Below are 23,284 nucleotides of genomic sequence, written 5' to 3' on the forward strand. Positions count from 1 at the left end.
CTCTAAACGGTGCGGCGCACTTCGCAAAAATAAACAATAAAGCAGCAAAATCTTTACATTCAGCCAAACTAAATGTTAACAAACACGCATAACACTGCACGCTCAAGTTGCAGACGATAACAACACAAACACTCACAATGGGTATCAATGCGTCGATGGCGCAGACGATAAAGGAGTTGGATATGCAATTACGTAAGCTAGCCACAGCAATGCTGGTCATGGGAATGTCTGCCGGTCTGGCACACGCGGAAGACGCCGCGCCGGCGGCGGGCAGTACGCTGGATAAAATCGCGAAGAATGGCATTATCGTCGTCGGCCACCGCGAGTCCTCCGTGCCGTTCTCTTACTACGACAACCAGCAAAAAGTGGTCGGTTATTCACAGGACTACTCCAACGCCATCGTTGAAGCCGTGAAGAAAAAGCTTAACAAACCTGACCTGCAAGTGAAGCTGATCCCAATTACCTCCCAGAACCGTATCCCGCTGTTGCAGAACGGAACCTTCGACTTTGAATGTGGCTCCACCACCAACAACGTCGAACGCCAGAAACAGGCCGCGTTCTCTGACACCATTTTCATCGTCGGTACGCGTCTGCTGGCGAAAAAAGACGGCGATATTAAAGACTTCCCGGACCTGAAAGGGAAAGCGGTCGTGGTCACCTCCGGTACCACCTCTGAAATTCTGCTGCACAAGCTGAATGAAGAACAAAAAATGAATATGCGCATTATCAGCGCGAAAGACCACGGCGACTCCTTCCGTACGCTGGAAAGCGGTCGCGCCGTCGCCTTTATGATGGATGATGCCCTGCTGGCGGGTGAACGCGCGAAAGCCAAAAAACCAGACAACTGGGAGATCGTCGGTAAGCCGCAATCTCAGGAAGCCTACGGCTGTATGCTGCGTAAAAACGATCCTGAGTTTAAAACGCTGGTAGATGACACGATTGCCCAGGTGCAGACCTCAGGCGAAGCGGAAAAATGGTTTGATAAGTGGTTTAAAAACCCAATCCCGCCGAAAAACCTGAACATGAATTTCGAACTGTCCGACGAGATGAAGGCGCTGTTCAAAGAACCGAATGACAAAGCACTTAACTAACTAAAATAAATGGGGCGGGATCTCCTTGCCCTCTCGATTGTCATTCAGCACGGACAGACTATAAGCCTGATGGTCGTTCCCCATCAGGCCTGAAAACCGCAAAACGCTGGATAACAATCTTCGAGGGTAGCGCTGCTACCCTTTTTTTTCTGGAGTAGATTTATGTCAATAGACTGGAACTGGGGGATTTTTTTACAACAAGCCCCGTTCGGCAACACCACGTATCTCGGCTGGCTCTGGAGCGGCTTCCAGGTCACCGTCGCGTTATCCATCACCGCCTGGATTATTGCTTTCCTCGTCGGCTCGTTATTCGGCATTTTACGTACTGTACCTAACCGCTTCCTCTCAGGAATGGGGACGCTTTACGTGGAACTGTTTCGTAACGTCCCGCTGATTGTTCAGTTCTTTACCTGGTATCTGGTCGTGCCTGAGCTGTTGCCGGAAAATATCGGCATGTGGTTCAAGGCGGAACTGGACCCGAACATTCAATTTTTCCTCTCATCAATGATCTGCCTGGGGCTGTTTACCGCTGCGCGCGTCTGCGAGCAGGTACGCGCCGCGATTCAGTCGCTGCCTCGCGGGCAGAAAAACGCTGCGCTGGCGATGGGGCTGACGCTGCCTCAGGCTTATCGCTATGTTCTGCTACCGAACGCCTATCGGGTGATTGTCCCGCCGATGACCTCGGAAATGATGAACCTGGTGAAAAACTCCGCCATCGCATCGACCATTGGTCTGGTGGATATGGCGGCGCAGGCGGGCAAGCTGCTGGATTACTCCGCCCACGCCTGGGAGTCATTCACTGCAATTACGCTGGCCTACGTGCTGATTAATGCCGTCATTATGCTGGTGATGAATCTGGTGGAACGTAAAGTCCGCCTGCCTGGCAATATGGGAGGCAAATAATGTACGAGTTTGACTGGAGTTCGATCGTTCCTTCCATGCCGTACTTGCTGGCCGGGCTGGTGATCACCCTGAAAATTACCGTCACCGCCGTGGTGATCGGGATTCTCTGGGGCACCATTCTGGCGGTAATGCGTCTCTCAAGTTTCGCCCCTGTCGCCTGGTTTGCGAAAGCTTACGTCAACGTTTTCCGCTCCATCCCGCTGGTGATGGTGCTGCTATGGTTCTACCTGATTGTGCCGGGGCTGTTGCAGGACGTACTGGGTATTTCGCCCAAAACGGATATTCGCCTGATTTCAGCGATGGTCGCGTTTTCCATGTTTGAAGCGGCGTATTACTCGGAGATTATCCGTGCGGGTATTCAGAGCATTTCACGCGGGCAGTCCAGCGCTGCGCTGGCGCTGGGGATGACCCACTGGCAGTCGATGAAGCTCATCATCCTGCCGCAGGCGTTCCGTGCAATGGTGCCGCTGCTGCTTACCCAGGGTATCGTACTGTTCCAGGATACCTCCCTGGTTTACGTGTTAAGCCTCGCGGATTTCTTCCGCACCGCCACCACCATTGGCGAGCGTGATGGTACGCAGGTCGAAATGATCCTGTTTGCCGGTGCCGTCTACTTTGTTATCAGCCTGAGCGCGTCGTTGTTGGTCAGCTATTTGAAGAAAAGGACAGTTTAATGATTACCCTGAAAAATGTTTCTAAATGGTATGGTCACTTTCAGGTGCTGACCGACTGCTCCACGGAAGTGAAAAAAGGTGAAGTGGTGGTAGTCTGCGGCCCGTCGGGTTCCGGTAAATCGACCCTGATCAAAACGGTGAACGGACTGGAACCGGTGCAACAGGGTGAAATCACCGTTGACGGCACCAAAGTGAATGACAAAAAAACGGATCTGGCGAAGCTCCGCTCGCGGGTCGGAATGGTGTTCCAGCACTTTGAACTATTCCCACATCTGTCGATCATTGAAAACCTGACGCTGGCGCAGGTGAAAGTGCTCAAACGCGGCAAAGCGCCCGCCCGTGAAAAAGCGCAGAAGTTGCTTGAGCGCGTAGGACTTTCGGCCCATGCCAATAAGTTCCCGGCGCAGCTTTCCGGCGGGCAGCAACAGCGTGTGGCAATCGCGCGCGCGCTGTGCATGGACCCTATCGCTATGCTGTTTGATGAACCGACATCCGCACTCGATCCTGAAATGATCAACGAAGTGCTGGACGTTATGGTCGAGCTGGCAAACGAAGGGATGACCATGATGGTCGTCACCCACGAAATGGGCTTTGCCCGTAAGGTGGCCAATCGGGTGATCTTTATGGACGAGGGGAAAATTGTCGAAGACTCACCGAAAGAGGAGTTCTTCGCCAACCCGAAATCGGACCGTGCCAAAGACTTCCTGGCGAAAATCCTGCATTAATCCTTTCGGCGCGCACGACAGAGTGCGCGCCATATCACGCTTTATCTCTTCATATCTCGAATCGCACTCATCCCGGCGTTACCCTTGTCACAAAGTACCACTTACAAGGAGCAACAATGGCACTTCCAGTCCTTTTTGATTGCGATCCAGGTCATGACGACGCCATCGCAATTGTTCTCGCCCTCGCATCGCCTGAACTGGATGTGAAAGCGATCACCTCTTCCGCCGGTAACCAGACGCCTGACAAAACGCTGCGTAACGTATTGCGTATGCTGACGCTACTGGGGCGTACCGATATTCCTGTCGCGGGCGGCGCGATAAAACCGCTGATGCGCGATCTGATCATCGCCGATAACGTACACGGCGAAAGCGGACTGGACGGCCCGGCGCTACCGGAGCCGTCATTTGCGCCGCAGACCTGCACCGCCGTTGAGCTGATGGCGAAAACCCTGCGCGAAAGCCCGGAACCGGTAACCATCGTCGCCACCGGGCCGCAAACCAACGTCGCCTTGCTGCTGAACAGCCATCCAGAATTGCACCGTAAAATCGCCCGTATTGTGATCATGGGCGGCGCGATGGGATTAGGTAACTGGACGCCAGCGGCAGAATTCAATATTTACGTCGACCCCGAAGCGGCAGAGATTGTTTTCCAGTCAGGGATTCCCGTGGTGATGGCCGGGCTGGACGTAACGCACAAGGCGCAGATTCACGCTGAAGATACCGAGCGTTTCCGGGCGATAGGCAATCCTGTTTCCACGATCGTGGCGGAGCTGCTGGATTTCTTCCTCGAATATCACAAAGACGAAAAGTGGGGCTTTACCGGCGCGCCGTTGCATGACCCTTGCACCATCGCCTGGCTGCTAAAACCCGAGCTTTTCACCACCGTTGAACGTTGGGTCGGCGTGGAGACTCAGGGGAAATACACCCAGGGAATGACGGTCGTGGATTATTACTTCCTGACGGGGAATAAACCGAATGCGACGGTCATGGTCGATATCGACCGGCAGGGCTTTGTAGATTTACTGGCGGAGAGGCTGGCGTTCTACGCATCATAACCAGCCGGATGGCGCTAACGCTTATCCGGCCTACATCAGCGTACAATTTGTAGGCCGGACAAGACGCTTCGCGTCACCATCCGGCACTGCCGATTACGGCTCAAACGGTCTGCGCTGGAACTGGTCGTGGCCGCATTTCGGGCACAGCGGCAGTACATCCGGCGTATACACCGCTAAATGGTAATGACACTTCTCGCACACAAGGTTGCCCAAGCCGACCACCTCGCCGCTGTGGTAGACCCCGTGGTGATTGAGATCCTGGAACACTTCGCGCCACTCCAGTTGCGTTTTGTCGGTGATGTCCGCCAGCTCCTGCCAGAGGCTCTCTTTAATCACCCGCATAAAGACGCTGTCGCTCTCCTCTTCCTGGCTCTCCTCGTAGCTCATGGCGAACTCTTCCAGGTCACGTCTGACGGCGCGCGTCAGTTCGTCCACCTCGATTCGCGTTAACTCCCCTGCTTTCATTACGCTCTGACGCGCCTGTTCCACCAGCGCGTCAATATCGCGTTCGCCATTACGCAGGCGTTCGCTTAATGACGTCACCAGTTCACGGTAATATTGAGCAACCTTGTTCATCGCTTCGCCTCCTGGGTCGTTAACTGTCTATAATAATAGACGTTATTTACGCCGCGCTTTGCAAGACCGCCCACAGACTGTGTAAATTCATGCAAGGATTAGCATGGCGGGAATTCAATGCAGAATGCGCGAAAGGCTGTTTTGGCGCGGGCGTTTGGGCTATGCTATGCGGATCTGAAACACCACATCTAACGCTACGTTTGTAGCCGTAATGAAAACAGGACCACTGGCTGCCATGCAAGAGCAATACCGCCCGGAAGAGATAGAATCAAAAGTCCAGCAACACTGGGACGAGAAGCGCACCTTTGAAGTAACCGAAGACGAGAGCAAAGAGAAGTATTACTGCCTGTCGATGCTTCCCTATCCTTCTGGTCGACTACACATGGGCCATGTGCGTAACTACACCATCGGTGATGTGATTGCCCGCTACCAGCGCATGCTGGGTAAAAACGTTTTACAGCCCATCGGCTGGGATGCTTTCGGCCTGCCTGCTGAAGGCGCGGCGGTGAAAAACAACACGGCGCCTGCGCCGTGGACCTATGACAACATCGCCTACATGAAAAACCAGCTCAAAATGCTGGGCTTCGGCTATGACTGGAGCCGCGAGCTGGCGACCTGTACCCCGGAATACTACCGCTGGGAGCAGAAATTCTTCACCGAGCTGTATAAAAAAGGCCTGGTGTACAAAAAGACCTCTGCGGTGAACTGGTGCCCGAACGATCAGACCGTACTGGCGAACGAGCAGGTTATCGACGGCTGCTGCTGGCGCTGCGATACCAAAGTTGAGCGTAAAGAGATCCCGCAGTGGTTCATTAAGATCACCGCCTACGCTGACGAACTGCTGAACGATCTGGATAAACTGGATCACTGGCCAGACACCGTTAAAACCATGCAGCGCAACTGGATCGGCCGTTCTGAAGGCGTCGAGATCACTTTTGACGTGAACGGCTACGACAATACGCTGACGGTGTACACCACGCGTCCAGACACGTTCATGGGCGCCACTTACCTAGCGGTCGCCGCAGGTCACCCGCTGGCGCAGAAAGCGGCTGCCAACAACCCGGAACTGGCTGCCTTTATCGACGAATGCCGCAACACCAAAGTGGCGGAAGCCGATATGGCGACGATGGAGAAAAAAGGCGTCGACACCGGTTTTAAAGCCATTCACCCACTGACCGGCGAAGCGATCCCGGTATGGGCCGCCAACTTCGTGCTGATGGAATACGGTACCGGTGCGGTCATGGCCGTTCCGGGCCACGATCAGCGTGACTATGAATTTGCCACCAAATATGGCCTGACCATCAAGCCGGTTATCCTGGCGGCTGACGGCTCTGAACCGGATCTGTCCGAGCAGGCGCTGACCGAGAAAGGCGTACTGTTTAACTCCGGCGAATTTAACGGTCTGGGCTTTGAAGACGCCTTCAACGCGATTGCCGATAAACTGGCGGCAAAAGGCGTCGGCGAGCGTAAAGTCAACTACCGTCTACGCGACTGGGGCGTTTCCCGTCAGCGTTACTGGGGTGCGCCGATTCCGATGGTGACTCTGGAAGACGGCACCGTTCTGCCGACCCCGGAAGATCAACTGCCGGTCATCCTGCCGGAAGACGTCGTCATGGACGGCATCACCAGCCCGATCAAAGCCGATCCTGAGTGGGCGAAAACCACCGTTAACGGTCAGCCTGCGCTGCGTGAAACCGACACCTTTGACACCTTTATGGAGTCCTCCTGGTACTACGCGCGCTACACCTGCCCGCAGTACAACGAAGGGATGCTGGACCCGGAAGCAGCAAACTACTGGCTGCCGGTCGATATCTACATCGGCGGTATTGAACACGCGATCATGCACCTGCTCTACTTCCGCTTCTTCCACAAGCTGATGCGCGACGCGGGCATGGTGAACTCTGACGAACCGGCGAAACAGCTGCTGTGCCAAGGTATGGTGCTGGCGGACGCATTCTACTATGTAGGCGAAAACGGCGAGCGTAACTGGGTTTCCCCGGTTGATGCCATCGTTGAGCGCGACGAGAAAGGCCGCATCGTTAAGGCGAAAGACGCGGCGGGCCATGAGCTGGTGTACACCGGCATGAGCAAGATGTCCAAGTCCAAAAACAACGGCATCGACCCGCAGGTAATGGTTGAGCGTTACGGCGCGGACACCGTGCGTCTGTTCATGATGTTTGCTTCTCCGGCCGATATGACGCTGGAATGGCAGGAATCTGGCGTGGAAGGGGCAAACCGCTTCCTGAAGCGCGTCTGGAAACTGGTCTATGAGCACACCGCGAAAGGCGAGGTTGCGGCACTGAACGTTGATGCGCTGAGCGAAGATCAGAAAGCGCTGCGTCGCGACGTCCACAAAACCATCGCGAAAGTGACCGATGATATCGGCCGCCGTCAGACCTTCAACACCGCGATTGCCGCAATTATGGAGCTGATGAACAAACTGGCGAAAGCGCCGCAGGAAGGCGAGCAGGATCGCGCCCTGATGCAGGAAGCGCTGCTGGCTGTCGTGCGTATGCTCAACCCGTTCACCCCACATGCCTGCTTCACGCTGTGGGAAGCGCTGAAAGGCGAAGGCGATATCGATAACGCGCCGTGGCCGGTCGCTGACGACAAAGCAATGGTAGAAGACTCTACGCTGGTTGTGGTTCAGGTGAACGGTAAAGTCCGTGGCAAAATCACCGTACCGGTGAACGCCACTGAAGAACAGGTTCGTGAACGTGCTGGCCAGGAACATTTGGTCGCAAAATATCTTGATGGCGTTACCGTGCGTAAAGTGATTTACGTTCCGGGTAAACTCCTCAATTTGGTCGTTGGCTAAGCGCGGGAGGAAGCGTGCGACATCTGACAACATTGTTGTTATCCCTGGCGGTGCTGGTCACCGCCGGGTGCGGCTGGCATCTGCGTAGCACTACGCAGGTGCCCAGCACGATGAAAACTATGATTCTTGATACAAGCGATCCGAATGGACCATTAAGCCGGGCGGTACGTAACCAACTGCGTCTTAACAATATTGAATTGCTTGAAAAAGATACAACGCGCCAGGATGTTCCGTCACTGCGCCTTGGCCGGACCAGTATCTCTAAAGATACCGCCTCCGTGTTCCAGGATGGCCGTACGGCGGAATACCAGATGGTCATGAGCGTCAGTGCAAGCGTTCTGATCCCGGGTCATGATATTTATCCGATCAGCACGAAAGTGTACCGTTCATTCTTTGATAACCCGCAAACCGCGCTGGCGAAGGATAATGAACAGGATATGATCATCAAAGAGATGTATGACAAAGCGGCCGAACAGTTGATTCGCAAGCTGCCGAGTATCCATGTCGCTGATGCTCAGTCATCCCAGGAAAACGCGGACGCCGCTGAAAACACCACGGCGACGCCAGCATCTTCCCCGGCACGCGTGTCCACCACGCTGGGTAACTGATGATCCGGTTGTACCCTGAACAACTCCGCGCACAGCTCAATGAAGGGCTGCGCGCGGCGTATTTGCTCCTGGGCAACGACCCTCTCTTGTTGCAGGAAAGCCAGGACGCTATTCGTCTGACGGCCGCTGCGCAAGGGTTCGAAGAACACCACGCCTTTACGATCGACACCAGCACCGACTGGGGAACCCTGTTCTCACAGTGTCAGGCAATGAGCCTGTTTGCCAGCCGTCAAACGCTGCTGTTGTTGCTACCGGAAAATGGCCCGAATGCGGCGATCAATGAACAGCTCGCAACGCTCAGCGGTTTGCTGCATGACGACCTGCTGCTGATCGTGCGCGGAAACAAGCTCACCAAAGCCCAGGAAAACGCCGCCTGGTATACCTCGCTGGCGGGCACTGGCGTGCAGGTAAGCTGTCAGACGCCGGAGCAGGCGCAGCTACCGCGCTGGGTTGCCGCCAGAGCAAAGCAGAATAATTTGCAACTGGATGACGCCGCGAATCAGCTGCTGTGTTATTGCTACGAAGGCAACCTGCTGGCGCTGGCGCAGGCGCTGGAGCGGCTTTCACTCCTCTGGCCTGACGGTAAGCTCACGCTTCCACGCGTAGAGCAGGCCGTCAACGACGCGGCGCACTTCACGCCATACCATTGGGTGGATGCGTTATTGATGGGCAAAAGCAAACGCGCCCTGCATATTTTGCAGCAACTGCGCCTTGAAGGCAGTGAACCCGTGATCCTGCTGCGCACCCTGCAACGCGAATTACTGATGCTGGTTAACCTTAAACGGCAATCCGCCCATACGCCTCTGCGCACGCTGTTTGATAAACATCGGGTATGGCAAAACCGTCGCGGCATGATTGGCGATGCGTTGAATCGGCTCCAGCAGACCCAGCTTCGCCAGGCAGTGCAACTGTTGACGCGGACGGAAATTACGCTAAAACAAGATTATGGACAGTCAGTGTGGGCTGAGCTGGAGGGGCTTTCTCTTCTTCTCTGCCACAAAGCGCTGGCAGATGTTTTTATTGATGGTTGATATGAAATCGTTACAGGCTCTGTTCGGCGGCACCTTTGATCCCGTGCATTATGGTCATCTCAAGCCCGTGGAAACGCTGGCCAATCTGATTGGCCTGTCGCGGGTGATTATCATGCCCAATAACGTACCGCCTCATCGTCCACAGCCTGAAGCGTCCAGCGCACAGCGTAAATATATGCTTGAGCTGGCTATCGCCGACAAACCGCTGTTTATCCTGGATGAGCGCGAACTCAAACGCGATACCGCCTCTTACACCGCGCAAACGCTGAAAGAGTGGCGGGAAGAGCAAGGCCCGGACGCGCCGCTGGCGTTTATCATCGGCCAGGACTCCTTACTGACGTTCCCGACCTGGCACGACTATGAAACCATTCTGGACAATACTCACCTGATCGTTTGCCGACGCCCCGGCTACCCGCTTGAGATGGTGAAAGAGCAACATCAGCAGTGGCTGGAGCGCCATTTAACCCATACGCCGGACGATCTGCACGCGCTCCCGGCGGGTAAAATTTATCTGGCTGAAACGCCCTGGTTCAATATCTCCGCCACTCTTATCCGCGAGCGGCTGGAGAAAGGCGAACCGTGCGACGATCTCATGCCGGAATCCGTCCTGAACTACATCAACCAGCAAGGGTTGTATCGGTAAAGACTTCCGCCAGCGCCGTCAGCAAGCGGCTGTTCTCTTCCTGACTGCGAATCGCCACCCGGTAATAACGCGCGTCAAGCCCCGGATAGTTAGCACAACTGCGGATCAGAATGTGCTTCTCCAGCAAGGCACGTTGCAAATCCAGACCTTCCCGCTCACAGCGCAATAAAAGATAATTCGCCCGACCGGGATAAACCGTTAGCTCAGGAAACGCATGTAACCGCTGACGGAAGCGTTGTCCCTCCTCCGCCAGCCACTGCCAGGTCGCCTGGTGATAGGCGGCATCCTGCAAGATAACCTCTCCGGCCAGCGCCGCAAACGCGTTGATTGACCAGGGCATCTGTTGCGCTCTCATTTGCGCGACCGCCTGCTCGTCGCTGTTCACCAGATAGCCCAGCCGCAGCCCCGGAATGGCGTAAAATTTGGTGAGCGAACGCAGCACCCAGATATGCGGGTTGCCCTGCAACAGCGGAATAAAGCCCTCTTCACCCGGAATAAAATCGATAAACGCCTCATCCAGGATCAGCGCGATCCCCTGCGTCTTACAGCGTTCCGCAATAGCCAGTAACAGTTCGCGGGCAGGCAGGAGTCCGGTTGGATTATTTGGCGTACAGAGAAACAGGCAGTCCAGATCCGGGGTCAGCGCATTCAGAATGGCGTCCGTGAGTTGCCAGCCATCGGCTTCGCGAAGCGCAAATTCATGTATCTCACACGCGCCCCACTGTAGCGCACGGCGATACTCGGCAAAGCCCGGCGTGACGATCATGGCATGACGCGGCTTCAGCCCGTGAACCAGCGTGAAGATGGATTCCGTCTCGCCATTTCCGGCCAGGAGCCATGACGCGGGGATCTGATGGTGCTGCGCCAGTGCCTGGTGCAGATGCTGATAATCCACATCAGGATACCGCTCCGCGCAGGTAAGATTGTCGATAAGCGCGCGTTTTAAGCGCCCTGGCATACCCAGAGGATTAATATTTGCGCTAAAATCCAGCAACTGTTCAGGCGAGATGCCCAACAATGCGGCGGCTTCCCGGGTGTTACCGCCATGCGCACTCTTCAGTAAAGGCATCTTGCCTCCGATAAAAAGTCTATTTTAGTGAAAAAGCGCTGCGCAATCAGGGTGAATATCATATTTTGCGCGAATACGTATCACGAGGAAAAACATGCGACTCTGGTTAGTTCGTCATGGGGAAACCGAAGCCAATGTAGCCGGATTATACAGCGGCCACGCCCCCACTCCGCTGACAGAAAAAGGGATAGCCCAGGCGCAAACGTTGAATAACCTGCTGCGCAATGTCCCCTTCGACAACGTATTCTGTAGCGAACTGGAACGCGCCCGCCACACGGCGCGGCTGGTGCTTCACGACCGCGACGTGCCGCAGCGCCTGTTCCCGGAGCTTAACGAGATGTTTTTTGGCGACTGGGAGATGCGTCATCACCGCGATCTGAGCCGCGAAGACGCGGCAAGTTACGCGGCCTGGTGTACCGACTGGCAGAACGCCGTCCCGACCAATGGGGAAGGCTTCCAGGCATTCTCACAACGCGTAGAGCGTTTTATTGCACAACTTGCTGATTATAAAGATAATAAGAATCTGTTGGTCGTGAGCCATCAGGGGGTTCTGAGTCTCATGATCGCGCGATTATTGTCCATGCCCGCCGCCTCATTATGGCATTTCAGGGTTGATCAAGGATGCTGGAGCGCCATTGATTTTTGTGAAGATTTCGCCACGCTGAAGGTGTTAAACAGTCGGGCCGTCTGGCATCACGGCGAGTGATATTTCTGTTTTTTCTCCTCGGGGGCGTTTCGACCATTGACACCCCCTGACAGGCTGCTATCCTCCGCGCCAGACTTCTCCCGCCCTTCAGAGCTTTGCAGAAATTGTTTTACAAAAATGGCGATGCAATCTGTTGTGCGGGATGGGATGATAACCCACTTTTAAACGCCCGTTGATGACATTAGTCCCGACATCGCCTCGGGTTCAGGTATACTGACAGGCTTATTTATATTCATCCGTAATACCCAGGGGGAAAACTTGCAGGGTAAAGCACTCCAGGATTTTGTAATCGACAAAATTGATGACCTGAAAGGTCAGGACATCATCACCTTAGATGTTCAGGGTAAATCCAGTATCACCGACTGCATGATTATCTGCACCGGTACATCCAGCCGTCACGTTATGTCTATTGCTGACCACGTTGTACAGGAATCTCGCGCGGCAGGCATGTTGCCGCTTGGCGTTGAAGGTGAAAGCGTAGCCGACTGGATTGTCGTTGACCTGGGTGATGTGATTGTCCATGTCATGCAGGAAGAGAGCCGTCGCCTGTATGAACTGGAAAAACTCTGGAGTTAATGCGTGAAGCTTCAACTTGTCGCTGTCGGTACGAAAATGCCCGACTGGGTACAAACCGGTTTTACGGAGTATCTCCGGCGTTTTCCTAAAGACATGCCGTTTGAGCTGATCGAAATTCCAGCGGGCAAACGCGGCAAGAACGCGGATATTAAACGTATTCTCGATAAAGAGGGTGAGCAGATGCTGGCGGCCGCAGGCAAAAACCGTATCGTCACCCTTGATATCCCAGGGAAACCCTGGGACACGCCGCAGCTGGCGACTGAGCTGGAGCGCTGGAAGCTGGATGGTCGCGACGTCAGTCTCCTGATTGGCGGCCCTGAGGGGTTGTCTCCGGCCTGTAAAGCGGCGGCGGAACAAAGCTGGTCACTTTCTGCGTTAACCCTCCCTCACCCGCTGGTTCGGGTGCTGGTGGCAGAGAGTCTGTACCGGGCGTGGAGTATTACCACCAACCACCCTTATCACCGTGAGTGATTGTTAAGCCTTGAGTAGATTAAGCAGCGGATGAAACTACAGAATTCTTTTCGCGACTATACGGCTGAGTCCGCGCTGTTCGTGCGCCGGGCGCTGGTCGCTTTTTTGGGTATTTTGCTGCTGACCGGCGTGCTCATCGCCAACCTTTATAATCTGCAAATCGTGCGTTTTACCGATTACCAGACCCGCTCGAACGAAAACCGCATCAAACTGGTCCCTATCGCCCCCAGCCGTGGGATCATCTATGACCGTAACGGCATCCCTCTCGCCCTCAACCGCACTATTTATCAGATAGAAATGATGCCGGAGAAGGTCGATAACGTTCAGCAAACGCTGGATGCGTTACGCAACGTGGTCGATTTGAACGACGATGACATTGCCGCGTTCAAGAAAGAGCGCGCACGTTCACACCGTTTTACCTCTATTCCCGTCAAAACGAACCTGACCGAAGTGCAGGTCGCGCGTTTTGCCGTCAATCAGTACCGTTTTCCTGGCGTGGAAGTGAAAGGCTACAAGCGCCGCTACTATCCTTACAACTCCGCGCTGACCCACGTCATCGGCTACGTTTCGAAGATTAACGATAAAGACGTCGAACGCCTTGATAAAGACGGTAAGCTGGCCAACTACGCCGCCACGCACGATATCGGCAAGCTGGGGATTGAGCGCTATTACGAAGAGGTACTGCACGGCCAGACGGGTTATGAAGAGGTTGAAGTCAACAACCGTGGCCGCGTCATCCGTCAGCTTAAAGAGGTGCCGCCGCAGGCCGGGCATGACATCCATCTCACAATTGACCTGAAACTCCAGCAATATATTGAAACGCTGCTGGCGGGCAGCCGCGCCGCCGTGATCGTAACCGACCCACGGACAGGCGGCGTACTGGCGCTGGTTTCCATGCCGAGCTACGACCCGAACCTGTTTGTGGATGGCATCTCCAGCAAAGATTACTCAGGGTTGCTCAACGACCCGAATACGCCGCTGGTTAACCGGGCGACGCAAGGTGTTTACCCGCCGGCCTCAACGGTCAAACCGTATGTCGCGGTGTCCGCTTTAAGCGCGGGGGTGATCACCCGCAATACCAGCCTGTTCGACCCCGGATGGTGGCAGTTGCCGGGTTCTGAGAAGCGTTACCGCGACTGGAAAAAATGGGGTCACGGTCATCTGAATATCACCAAATCCCTTGAAGAGTCAGCGGATACCTTCTTCTACCAGGTGGCCTATGACATGGGGATAGACCGACTCTCCGAGTGGATGAGCAAATTTGGATACGGGGAATATACCGGCATCGATCTGGCTGAAGAGCGTTCCGGCAATATGCCAACCCGTGAATGGAAGCAAAAACGCTTTAAAAAGCCGTGGTATCAGGGCGATACCATCCCGGTGGGCATCGGCCAGGGTTACTGGACGGCAACCCCGATCCAGATGAGCAAGGCGCTGATGATCCTGATTAACGACGGGGTGGTAAAAGTGCCGCATCTGCTGATGAGCACGGCGGAGAATGGCAAGCAGGTGCCGTGGGTACAGCCGCACGAACCGCCTGTCGGCGATATTCACTCCGGTTACTGGGAAATCGCCAAAGACGGCATGTACGGCGTCGCAAACCGCGCTAACGGCACTGCGCATAAATATTTCGCCAGCGCGCCGTATAAAATCGCCGCGAAGTCTGGTACGGCGCAGGTCTTTGGCCTGAAAGCCAACGAAACCTACAACGCGCACAAAATTGCTGAACGACTACGCGACCATAAACTGATGACGGCATTCGCGCCGTATAACAATCCCCAGGTTGCTGTCGCCATAATCCTGGAAAACGGCGGCGCGGGCCCGGCTGTCGGTACAATCATGCGTCAGATTCTTGACCACATCATGTTGGGCGACAACAACACCAATTTGCCTGCGGAAAACCCGGCGGTTGCAGCGGCGGAGGACCAATAATCGTGACGGATAATCCGAACAAAAAAACATTCTGGGATAAAATCCATATCGATCCCACGATGTTACTGATTCTGCTGGCGCTGCTGGTTTACAGTTCATTAGTCATCTGGAGCGCCAGCGGCCAGGATATTGGCATGATGGAGCGAAAAATCGGTCAGATCGCGATGGGTCTGGTCATTATGGTGGTGATGGCGCAAATCCCGCCTCGTGTCTACGAAGGATGGGCGCCCTATCTCTATATTTTCTGCATCATCCTGCTGGTGGCGGTAGACGCCTTCGGGGCGATATCCAAAGGAGCGCAACGCTGGCTGGATCTGGGGATCGTCCGCTTTCAGCCTTCTGAAATCGCCAAGATCGCCGTCCCCCTGATGGTGGCGCGCTTTATCAACCGTGATGTCTGCCCGCCGTCGCTGAAAAACACGGCTATCGCGCTGGTATTGATTTTTATGCCGACGCTGCTGGTCGCCGCGCAGCCTGACCTGGGCACCTCGATTCTGGTCGCCCTTTCCGGCCTGTTCGTGCTGTTTTTGTCTGGTTTGAGCTGGCGTTTAATCGGCATTGCGGTGGTGCTGATTGCCGCGTTTATCCCGATCATGTGGTTCTTCCTGATGCATGATTATCAGCGCCAGCGCGTCATGATGCTTCTCGACCCGGAGACCGACCCTTTAGGCGCGGGTTATCATATCATCCAGTCTAAAATTGCGATTGGCTCCGGCGGCCTGCGCGGTAAAGGCTGGCTGCACGGCACTCAGTCGCAGCTTGAGTTTTTACCCGAACGCCACACCGACTTTATCTTCGCCGTACTGGCGGAAGAGTTAGGCCTGGTGGGAATATTAATCCTGCTGGCGCTCTACATTCTGCTGATTATGCGCGGACTGTGGATCGCTGCCCGCGCGCAAACCACCTTTGGCCGCGTGATGGCCGGTGGTTTAATGTTGATATTATTCGTTTATGTCTTCGTAAATATTGGTATGGTGAGCGGTATTCTGCCCGTTGTAGGGGTTCCACTCCCGCTGGTCAGTTACGGAGGCTCCGCACTGATAGTGCTGATGGCCGGGTTCGGGATTGTTATGTCGATCCACACCCACAGAAAAATGTTGTCGAAAAGCGTGTAAGGGGTGCGCAATGCGTAAGCAGTTGCCAGGAGTCTGCGTCGCGGCAGGAATAATGTTACTCGCGGCGTGTTCGAGTGATGATGGTCAGCAGCAGGTTGCCGTCGCGCCGCAGCCTGCGGTGTGTAACGGGCCGATTGTTGAGATCGGCGGGGCGGAGCCACGTTATGAACCTCTGAGCCCGACAGCAAATCAGGATTATCAACGAGACGGTAGAAGCTACAAAATTGTCCAGGACCCGTCTCGCTTTAGCCAGGCCGGGCTTGCCGCCATTTATGATGCGGAACCCGGCAGCAATTTGACCGCATCAGGCGAAGCGTTTGACCCGATGCAGCTCACCGCTGCGCATCCAACGCTGCCGATCCCGAGCTATGCGCGAATCACGAATCTGGCGAATGGCCGGATGATCGTGGTACGCATTAACGATCGCGGCCCTTACGGTAACGATCGGGTGATTTCACTCTCCCGCGCGGCGGCCGATCGCCTGAATACGTCGAATAACACCAAAGTCCGCGTTGATCCCATTATCGTTGCGCAGGACGGTTCACTGTCAGGGCCAGGCATGGCCTGCACGACAGTGGCGAAACAGACCTACGCCCTGCCCGCGCGCCCTGATTTAAGCGGCGGCATGGGCAGCGTCTCTTCCGCGCCGGAATCGGTACAGCCGCAAGGCGATGTCCGGGCGATAAGCAATTCGACGCTGAAAAGCGATGACCCGAGCGGCGCACCGGTCAACAGCAGCGGCTTCCTTGGCGCGCCGACCACGCTTGCCTCCGGGGTGCTCGAAGGCAGCGAACCAACGCCCGCGCCACAGCCCGCCGCAGCGACACCCGCCGCGCCGGTAACGGCTCCTGGTTCGACTCAGGGCGCAGTCGCTGCCCCGACGCCGGCTCCAGCTCCGGCCGCCGCAAGCAGCGGTTTCGTGGTTCAGGTTGGCGCGGTCAGCGATCAAACGCGCGCGCAGCAGTACCAGCAGCGTTTAAGCCAGCAGTTTGGCGTACCGGGCCGTGTGATGCAAAACGGCGCGGTCTGGCGCATTCAGCTTGGGCCATTCGCCAGCAAAACTGAAGCCAGCGCGTTGCAGCAGCGTCTGCAATCTGAAGCCCAGTTACAGTCCTTTATCGCCAGCGCGCAGTAGCCTGCAAAGGGCATCTGAATTGTCAATTTCTGTAAATGACATTAACAAAGTCACGCGGAAAGTCAGATGCCTGCCGGTTATGCTTTTGCTATAGTAGGGCACTTTTTTTAATTCCATCACGGACGTCGTAGTTCAGACCATGAAGACCACTTTTTCCGCTCGTTTCATGCAGCGCATGGCGCTCACCACGGCTCTTTGCGCCGCCTTTATCACAAGCGCGCATGCCGATGACCTGAATATCAAAACCATGATCCCAGGCGTTCCGCAGATCGATGCGGAGTCGTATATCCTGATCGACTACAACTCCGGCAAAGTGCTGGCGGAACAGAATGCGGATACGCGCCGCGATCCCGCCAGCCTGACCAAAATGATGACCAGCTATGTCATCGGCCAGGCGATGAAAGCAGGGAAATTTAAAGAAACCGATCTGGTGACGATCGGCAACGACGCCTGGGCTACCGGCAACCCGGTATTTAAAGGCTCGTCCCTGATGTTCCTGAAACCGGGTATGCAAGTTCCTGTTTCCCAGTTAATCCGTGGTATTAACCTGCAATCCGGCAACGACGCCTGCGTGGCGATGGCCGACTTTGCCGCCGGCAGCCAGGATGCCTTCGTCGGGCTGATGAACAGCTATGTGAATGCCCTGGGTCTGAAAAACACCCACTTCCAGACCGTTCATGGCCTGGATGCTGATGGACAATACAGCTCTGCGCGCGACATGGCGCTGATCGGCCAGGCGTTAATCCGCGATGTGCCAAACGAATACTCTATCTACAAAGAAAAAGAGTTCACCTTCAACGGGATTCGCCAGTTAAACCGCAATGGTCTGTTGTGGGACAACAGCCTGAACGTTGACGGGATCAAAACCGGCCACACGGATAAAGCCGGCTACAACCTCGTGGCGTCGGCAACTGAAGGCCAGATGCGCCTGATCTCTGCGGTGATGGGTGGACGTACCTACAAAGGTCGTGAAACAGAAAGCAAAAAACTGCTGACCTGGGGCTTCCGCTTCTTTGAAACCGTGAACCCGCTGAAAGTTGGGAAAGAGTTTGCCTCTGAACCGGCCTGGTTTGGCGATACCGATCGCGCCTCGCTGGGTGTGGATAAAGACGTCTATCTGACTATCCCTCGCGGCCGCATGAAAGATCTGAAAGCCAGCTACGTGCTGAACACGGCGGAACTGCATGCCCCGTTGCAGAAAAACCAGGTCGTCGGCACAATCAACTTCCAATTGGATGGCAAAACCATTGAGCAGCGCCCGCTGGTGGTACTACAGGAAATTCCTGAAGGTAACTTCTTCGGCAAAATCATTGATTACATTAAATTAATGTTCCATCACTGGTTTGGTTAAAAATTAAGCACTTGAAAGTGTGATTTCCATCCCCATATACTGAGTATCCTGATAACTCCCACACGCTGTGGGAGTTATTATTTTTTGATGTAATGCCGGAGCTGACATGAAAACCAAACTTAACGAACTGCTTGAATTCCCTACGCCATTTACTTACAAAGTAATGGGGCAGGCGTTGCCTGAGCTGGTTGATCAGGTGGTTGAAGTGGTACAGCGCCATGCGCCAGGTGATTACTCCCCGACGGTAAAACCGAGCAGCAAAGGTAACTACCACTCGGTCTCTATCACCATCAACGCAACCCATATCGAGCAGGTTGAAACACTGTACGAAGAACTGGGTAATATCGATATCGTTCGTATGGTGCTGTAATACATCCGTTCGTTACCCGGCGTTGCCCGGGTAACATCCTCCCCCGCTGTGATATACTTTTCTCCCTCTTTTGTTCATTCTCTACGGAGATGCCGTTTTGTATCAGGATAAAATTCTTGTCCGCCAGCTCGGTCTTCAGCCCTACGAACCCGTTTCCCAGGCCATGCACGAATTCACCGATACCCGCGATGAAAACACGCCCGATGAGATCTGGTTAGTTGAGCACTTTCCTGTTTTCACCCAGGGTCAGGCCGGTAAAGCGGAGCATGTATTAATGCCCGGCGATATTCCGGTGATCCAGAGCGATCGTGGCGGGCAAGTCACCTATCACGGCCCCGGCCAGCAGGTAATGTATGTTCTGCTGAATCTTAAACGCCGTAAGCTGGGCGTGCGGGAACTGGTGACGCTGCTGGAACAAACCGTCGTCAATACGCTTGCCGAACTGGGTATTGATGCGCATCCGCGAGCCGATGCGCCCGGAGTTTATGTGGGAGAAAAAAAGATCTGCTCACTGGGTTTACGAATCCGTCGCGGCTGCTCTTTTCATGGTCTGGCATTAAACGTCAATATGGATCTCTCTCCGTTCTTACGCATCAATCCTTGCGGTTATGCCGGGATGGAAATGGCGAAAATATCGCAATGGGATAATAACGCAACGACGGATAATATTGCCCCTCGCCTGTTGGCCAATATTTTAGCCCTGCTAAACAATCCACCTCATGAATATATTCCTGCTTAATCAATAAAATATAATGACCCACGCAATTCATGGGTCATTAACTATATATTGCTTGAATGCTTTACTTCTCCGCCCGGTTTCTATATTTTCGTTATGCCTAAGCTAAAACCGTCAATGACGCAACCTCATCAGCCATCAGAATGAGGGGATTCGCCGTGGCTAAAATCCGAATGTACTGTTTGTTACCCTGTTGAAATTGTTACTGATATTGACATTCAGGCGATATTTAAGCCAAATCAAAAATGCAATAAATATAAACCCTACTATTATTTATAACGTGAATAAATTCGGAGCGAGAGCGTGAATGATAATAATCTGCCGGGACGACGTCTAATCGAGCAACGGCCAGAAGACAAACCTCAAATTTTCAGAACGCTGAGAAATATTGACCTTAATCTCTTGACTATTTTTGAAGCGGTATACGTTCATAAAGGCATCGTCAATGCTGCGAAAATTCTTAATTTAACGCCATCCGCTATTAGCCAGTCTATTCAAAAATTACGCGCTATATTTCCCGACCCGCTATTTATCCGTAAAGGCCAGGGCGTGACCCCGACGGCCTATGCCACCCATCTGCATGAGTATATTAGCCAGGGGCTGGAATCTATTCTGGGCGCGCTGGATCTGACCGGCAGTTACGACAAACAGCGCACCATCACGATAGGCACGCCTCCCTCTATCGGGGCGTTAGTCATGCCAACCATCTATCAGGCGATCAAATCCCGGTATCCGCAGCTTCTGTTACGCAACATTCCGGTAAGCGACGCCGAATGCCAGCTCAGCCAGTTTCAGACCGATTTGGTCATCGATACCCATATCTACAGTAGTCGGGCCATTCATCACCATGTGCTGTTTGCCGATACTGTTGAGCTGGTTTGTCGCCAGGATCACCCTTCACTTTCCGCCCCGCTAACCGAAGAGAAGCTGAAAGCGGTCGACCATACTCTGCTGATGCTCGAAGGGCAGAATTTCAGCCTGGTGCGTCAGCGTATCCAGGACCTCTTCCCTGAACGACAAATCAACTTTAGCAGCTACAACATCTTCACCATTGCCTCACTCATCGCCAGCAGCGACCTGCTGGGGATGATGCCTACCCGGTTCTACACCTTATTTAGCCGTTGCTGGCCGCTCAAGCGCATTCCCTATGCGCCACTGAGCGATGAGAGAATCGACTTTTCGCTGCATTACAACAAATTAAGCTTGCGTGACCCGGTGCTGGAGAATGTTATTGATGTGATACGCGATGCGTTTCGAACCGGAGATGTTGCTGCTTAATCACAGGAGATGTTGGGCAAATGGCACAAAACAACAACTATTTTACATTTTGCCGACCACTCAGGCTGCTTTATGGCCCGTTTCAATGATATACTGCCTGTAGTTAATTCAAAAATAGTTGATAAATACAACATTCCCTTGAATTGAAACGCTTTCCTTCGTTATTCGCAACTGGAACACGCACGCTATGAGTAAACCCATTGTGATGGAACGCGGTGTCAAATACCGCGATGCCGATAAGATGGCCCTTATCCCGGTTAAAAATGTGGCAACAGAGCGCGAAGCCCTGCTGCGTAAACCGGAATGGATGAAAATAAAGCTTCCAGCGGACTCCACTCGTATCCAGGGCATCAAAGCGGCAATGCGCAAAAATGGCCTGCATTCTGTCTGCGAGGAAGCCTCTTGCCCTAACCTGGCGGAATGTTTCAATCACGGAACCGCCACCTTTATGATCCTCGGCGCGATTTGTACCCGCCGTTGCCCGTTCTGTGACGTTGCCCACGGCCGCCCTGTCGCCCCGGATACTAACGAACCGTTAAAACTGGCTCAGACGATTGCGGATATGGCGTTACGCTATGTGGTTATCACCTCCGTTGACCGCGATGATCTGCGCGATGGCGGCGCTCAGCACTTTGCTGACTGCATTACCGCGATTCGTGAAAAAAACCCGGCAATTAAAATTGAAACGCTGGTGCCTGACTTCCGTGGCCGTATGGATCGCGCACTGGAGATCCTTAACGCTACCCCGCCAGATGTCTTCAACCATAACCTTGAAAACGTACCGCGTGTCTATCGTCAGGTACGCCCAGGCGCCGATTACAACTGGTCGCTGAAGCTGCTAGAGCGTTTCAAAGAGGCCCACCCGGAAATCCCAACCAAATCGGGTCTGATGGTCGGTCTGGGAGAAACCAACGCTGAAATCATTGAGGTTATGCGCGACTTGCGCCGTCATGGCGTCACCATGCTGACGCTGGGCCAGTATTTACAGCCAAGCCGCCATCACCTGCCGGTACAGCGTTATGTTAGCCCGGAAGAGTTCGATGAGATGAAAGCCGAAGCCATGGCGATGGGCTTTACCCATGCCGCCTGCGGGCCGTTTGTTCGTTCTTCTTACCATGCAGACATGCAGGCGAAAGGACTGGAAGTGAAGTAATCGAGTAATACTCGCTTACATTTAACGCATAAAAAACCCGCTTAAACGCGGGTTTTTTCTCTTCAGAGTCAGATGAAGGAGCATCCTGCTCGCGTCATGATCACTCTTTATGAGAGAGTTTCTCAGCCTGAATATCGCCGCCCGCTTCTTTTTTCGCGCCAGCGTCTTCATCATTCATCGCCTTTTTGAAACCTTTAATTGCCGTGCCCAGGTCTCCGCCCAGCGTACGTAACTTCCTGGTACCAAACAGCAGAACGACCAGTGCGGCAACCACCAGCAGTTTGGTAATACTAATCTCACCCATAGATACCTTCTTGACTTAAAATCAGGCGGCTTAACGCGCCATATTAACCTGAGAATATTAACGGTCATTCGACGCGCGCACACAATAGCAATCTGTAACAAGGTGAATCAAGCTTAGTTTAAAAAAACATCATAATAATTGCGGTGGCGCAAAACGACGGTTACGTAAAACGGGAAGTTGCGCCCGAACTTGCCTGACGCGCTCGGCGGAGACCTCGGCCATAATCAGCGCCGGAGTCTCTGCCGCAGCGGCTATTGTGACGCCAAACGGATCGACGATTCGGCTTTGACCGATATTTTTGTTGCCGCACTCCCCTGCGGCAACGATGTAGCAGGTTGAATCCAGCGCTCTTGCCGCCAGCAAGGTCGCCCAGTGATGCTCTTTCAGCGCCCCTCTTACCCAGGCGGCAGGCAGCACCAGAATGTCAGCCCCCTGCAAAGCCAGCGCCAGAGCCAGCTCCGGGAAGCGCAGGTCATAGCAGGTCATTAACCCGACTTTGATCCCCTCAACATCCAGCAGCGGGGCAATGGTGTCGCCTGCATCAACGCTGCGGGACTCCTGAATCGAAAAGGCATCGTACAAATGCAGCTTGGCGTAATGCGCAACAATCTTTCCCCCGCACAACGCAACCTGCATGTTGAATGCCCGCCCCGGCGTTGAAGGAACATGAATCGTCAGGATTGTCGTCATCGTATTGCGCGCGCTCTCACGCAGTAAGCAGCGCAAAAATCCGCCCTCCAGTAGCTGCGCGGACTTAACCGACAGATCGGGATCGCGATCGTCGCGAGCCAGCAGCGCCTCAGGCAACACCAGTAAGGAAACGCCATTTTCTGCCGCCTGAGACATTAACGAAACGCATGTTTCGGCGTTCTTTTCCCAGACCGACGCCACGGCAAATTGTCCTGCTGCAACGAGCATACCCCCCTCCGACCAGATTCGTTAAACTCGCCAAAGATGTTTATTC

Annotated in this window: 24 protein-coding genes; 20 read left to right on the forward strand and 4 right to left on the reverse strand. The window is 54.2% G+C overall.

Annotation, left to right across the window (positions count from 1 at the left end; all coding sequences use genetic code 11):
- Nucleotides 1-182: 182 nt before the first annotated feature.
- From OGV82_RS00475 to rihA, 5 genes are all read left to right on the forward strand, one after another.
- Nucleotides 183-1,091 (forward strand): amino acid ABC transporter substrate-binding protein, encoded by a 909-nt coding sequence (locus OGV82_RS00475; RefSeq protein WP_047458175.1) that lies wholly within the window; start codon nucleotides 183-185, stop codon nucleotides 1,089-1,091.
- Between the two features lie 162 nt (nucleotides 1,092-1,253).
- Nucleotides 1,254-1,994, forward strand: coding sequence for a glutamate/aspartate ABC transporter permease GltJ (gene gltJ, locus OGV82_RS00480; RefSeq protein WP_012133339.1), 741 nt, complete (start codon nucleotides 1,254-1,256; stop codon nucleotides 1,992-1,994).
- A complete protein-coding gene (gltK, locus tag OGV82_RS00485; RefSeq protein WP_012133340.1) occupies nucleotides 1,994-2,668 on the forward strand; it encodes a glutamate/aspartate ABC transporter permease GltK in 675 nt (224 codons plus the stop codon). Before gltJ ends, gltK begins: the two co-directional genes overlap by 1 nt.
- Entirely contained in the window at nucleotides 2,668-3,393 is a 726-nt protein-coding gene (gene gltL, locus OGV82_RS00490; RefSeq protein ID WP_012133341.1) for a glutamate/aspartate ABC transporter ATP-binding protein GltL, read from the forward strand. Before gltK ends, gltL begins: the two co-directional genes overlap by 1 nt.
- 116 nt (nucleotides 3,394-3,509) lie before the next feature.
- Nucleotides 3,510-4,448 (forward strand): pyrimidine-specific ribonucleoside hydrolase RihA, encoded by a 939-nt coding sequence (gene rihA / locus OGV82_RS00495; RefSeq protein ID WP_047458179.1) that lies wholly within the window; start codon nucleotides 3,510-3,512, stop codon nucleotides 4,446-4,448.
- Nucleotides 4,449-4,541: 93 nt separating this feature from the next.
- Here the strand turns inward: rihA and OGV82_RS00500 are convergent, their stop codons facing one another.
- Nucleotides 4,542-5,024: a zinc ribbon-containing protein gene (locus OGV82_RS00500; protein WP_012133343.1), complete on the reverse strand. Its 483-nt coding sequence runs from the start codon at nucleotides 5,022-5,024 to the stop codon at nucleotides 4,542-4,544.
- Between the two features lie 235 nt (nucleotides 5,025-5,259).
- Between OGV82_RS00500 and leuS the strand changes: the two genes are divergently transcribed.
- The 4 genes from leuS to nadD are packed head-to-tail and all read left to right on the forward strand — an operon-like array spanning nucleotide 5,260 to nucleotide 10,124.
- On the forward strand, nucleotides 5,260-7,842 hold the full coding sequence (gene leuS, locus OGV82_RS00505; protein WP_024130545.1) for a leucine--tRNA ligase: 2,583 nt from the start codon (nucleotides 5,260-5,262) through the stop codon (nucleotides 7,840-7,842).
- A 14-nt stretch (nucleotides 7,843-7,856) separates the two neighbouring features.
- A complete protein-coding gene (gene lptE, locus OGV82_RS00510; protein WP_024130546.1) occupies nucleotides 7,857-8,450 on the forward strand; it encodes an LPS assembly lipoprotein LptE in 594 nt (197 codons plus the stop codon).
- Nucleotides 8,450-9,481: a DNA polymerase III subunit delta gene (holA, locus tag OGV82_RS00515; RefSeq protein WP_012133346.1), complete on the forward strand. Its 1,032-nt coding sequence runs from the start codon at nucleotides 8,450-8,452 to the stop codon at nucleotides 9,479-9,481. The genes lptE and holA overlap by 1 nt, the downstream gene beginning before the upstream one ends.
- 1 nt (nucleotide 9,482) lies before the next feature.
- On the forward strand, nucleotides 9,483-10,124 hold the full coding sequence (nadD, locus tag OGV82_RS00520) for a nicotinate-nucleotide adenylyltransferase (protein ID WP_024130547.1): 642 nt from the start codon (nucleotides 9,483-9,485) through the stop codon (nucleotides 10,122-10,124).
- Here the strand turns inward: nadD and cobD are convergent.
- A complete protein-coding gene (gene cobD / locus OGV82_RS00525) occupies nucleotides 10,099-11,193 on the reverse strand; it encodes a threonine-phosphate decarboxylase CobD (RefSeq protein ID WP_012133348.1) in 1,095 nt (364 codons plus the stop codon). The genes nadD and cobD overlap by 26 nt on opposite strands.
- A gap of 94 nt (nucleotides 11,194-11,287) precedes the next feature.
- Here cobD and OGV82_RS00530 point away from each other — a divergent pair, with 94 nt between their 5' ends.
- The 11 genes from OGV82_RS00530 (at nucleotide 11,288) to lipA (ending at nucleotide 22,016) form a co-directional block, all read left to right on the forward strand.
- Nucleotides 11,288-11,899: an adenosylcobalamin/alpha-ribazole phosphatase gene (locus OGV82_RS00530; RefSeq protein WP_047458183.1), complete on the forward strand. Its 612-nt coding sequence runs from the start codon at nucleotides 11,288-11,290 to the stop codon at nucleotides 11,897-11,899.
- 258 nt (nucleotides 11,900-12,157) lie between these two features.
- Nucleotides 12,158-12,475, forward strand: a complete 318-nt coding sequence (rsfS, locus tag OGV82_RS00535) for a ribosome silencing factor (protein ID WP_012133350.1) — start codon at nucleotides 12,158-12,160, stop codon at nucleotides 12,473-12,475.
- 3 nt (nucleotides 12,476-12,478) lie between these two features.
- Nucleotides 12,479-12,946: a 23S rRNA (pseudouridine(1915)-N(3))-methyltransferase RlmH gene (gene rlmH / locus OGV82_RS00540; protein WP_003022725.1), complete on the forward strand. Its 468-nt coding sequence runs from the start codon at nucleotides 12,479-12,481 to the stop codon at nucleotides 12,944-12,946.
- 30 nt (nucleotides 12,947-12,976) lie between these two features.
- Nucleotides 12,977-14,878, forward strand: a complete 1,902-nt coding sequence (mrdA, locus tag OGV82_RS00545) for a peptidoglycan DD-transpeptidase MrdA (protein ID WP_047458187.1) — start codon at nucleotides 12,977-12,979, stop codon at nucleotides 14,876-14,878.
- A gap of 2 nt (nucleotides 14,879-14,880) precedes the next feature.
- Nucleotides 14,881-15,993, forward strand: a complete 1,113-nt coding sequence (gene mrdB / locus OGV82_RS00550) for a peptidoglycan glycosyltransferase MrdB (protein ID WP_012133352.1) — start codon at nucleotides 14,881-14,883, stop codon at nucleotides 15,991-15,993.
- 10 nt (nucleotides 15,994-16,003) lie between these two features.
- Nucleotides 16,004-17,128: an endolytic peptidoglycan transglycosylase RlpA gene (rlpA, locus tag OGV82_RS00555; protein ID WP_012133353.1), complete on the forward strand. Its 1,125-nt coding sequence runs from the start codon at nucleotides 16,004-16,006 to the stop codon at nucleotides 17,126-17,128.
- A gap of 139 nt (nucleotides 17,129-17,267) precedes the next feature.
- Nucleotides 17,268-18,479, forward strand: coding sequence for a D-alanyl-D-alanine carboxypeptidase DacA (gene dacA / locus OGV82_RS00560; protein WP_012133355.1), 1,212 nt, complete (start codon nucleotides 17,268-17,270; stop codon nucleotides 18,477-18,479).
- Between the two features lie 106 nt (nucleotides 18,480-18,585).
- Complete coding sequence (ybeD, locus tag OGV82_RS00565) at nucleotides 18,586-18,849, forward strand: DUF493 family protein YbeD (protein WP_000850547.1); 264 nt, start codon at nucleotides 18,586-18,588, stop codon at nucleotides 18,847-18,849.
- Between the two features lie 97 nt (nucleotides 18,850-18,946).
- On the forward strand, nucleotides 18,947-19,588 hold the full coding sequence (lipB, locus tag OGV82_RS00570; RefSeq protein ID WP_047458192.1) for a lipoyl(octanoyl) transferase LipB: 642 nt from the start codon (nucleotides 18,947-18,949) through the stop codon (nucleotides 19,586-19,588).
- Between the two features lie 300 nt (nucleotides 19,589-19,888).
- Nucleotides 19,889-20,863, forward strand: a complete 975-nt coding sequence (locus tag OGV82_RS00575) for a YbeF family transcriptional regulator (protein ID WP_047458193.1) — start codon at nucleotides 19,889-19,891, stop codon at nucleotides 20,861-20,863.
- Nucleotides 20,864-21,050: 187 nt separating this feature from the next.
- Nucleotides 21,051-22,016 carry a lipoyl synthase gene (gene lipA / locus OGV82_RS00580; RefSeq protein ID WP_047458196.1) on the forward strand — a complete coding sequence of 322 codons (966 nt, stop codon included), beginning with the start codon at nucleotides 21,051-21,053 and terminating at the stop codon, nucleotides 22,014-22,016.
- A 100-nt stretch (nucleotides 22,017-22,116) separates the two neighbouring features.
- Here the strand turns inward: lipA and tatE are convergent, their stop codons facing one another.
- On the reverse strand, nucleotides 22,117-22,320 hold the full coding sequence (gene tatE / locus OGV82_RS00585) for a twin-arginine translocase subunit TatE (protein ID WP_012133359.1): 204 nt from the start codon (nucleotides 22,318-22,320) through the stop codon (nucleotides 22,117-22,119).
- Between the two features lie 129 nt (nucleotides 22,321-22,449).
- The gene (locus tag OGV82_RS00590; RefSeq protein ID WP_047458198.1) at nucleotides 22,450-23,238 is read right to left on the reverse strand and encodes a deaminated glutathione amidase; all 789 of its coding nucleotides are present in this window, start codon (nucleotides 23,236-23,238) and stop codon (nucleotides 22,450-22,452) included.
- Nucleotides 23,239-23,284 lie beyond the last annotated feature (46 nt).

The organism is Citrobacter sp. CK191, assembly GCF_030333435.1.
Taxonomy (GTDB): Bacteria; Pseudomonadota; Gammaproteobacteria; order Enterobacterales; family Enterobacteriaceae; genus Citrobacter_B; species Citrobacter_B koseri.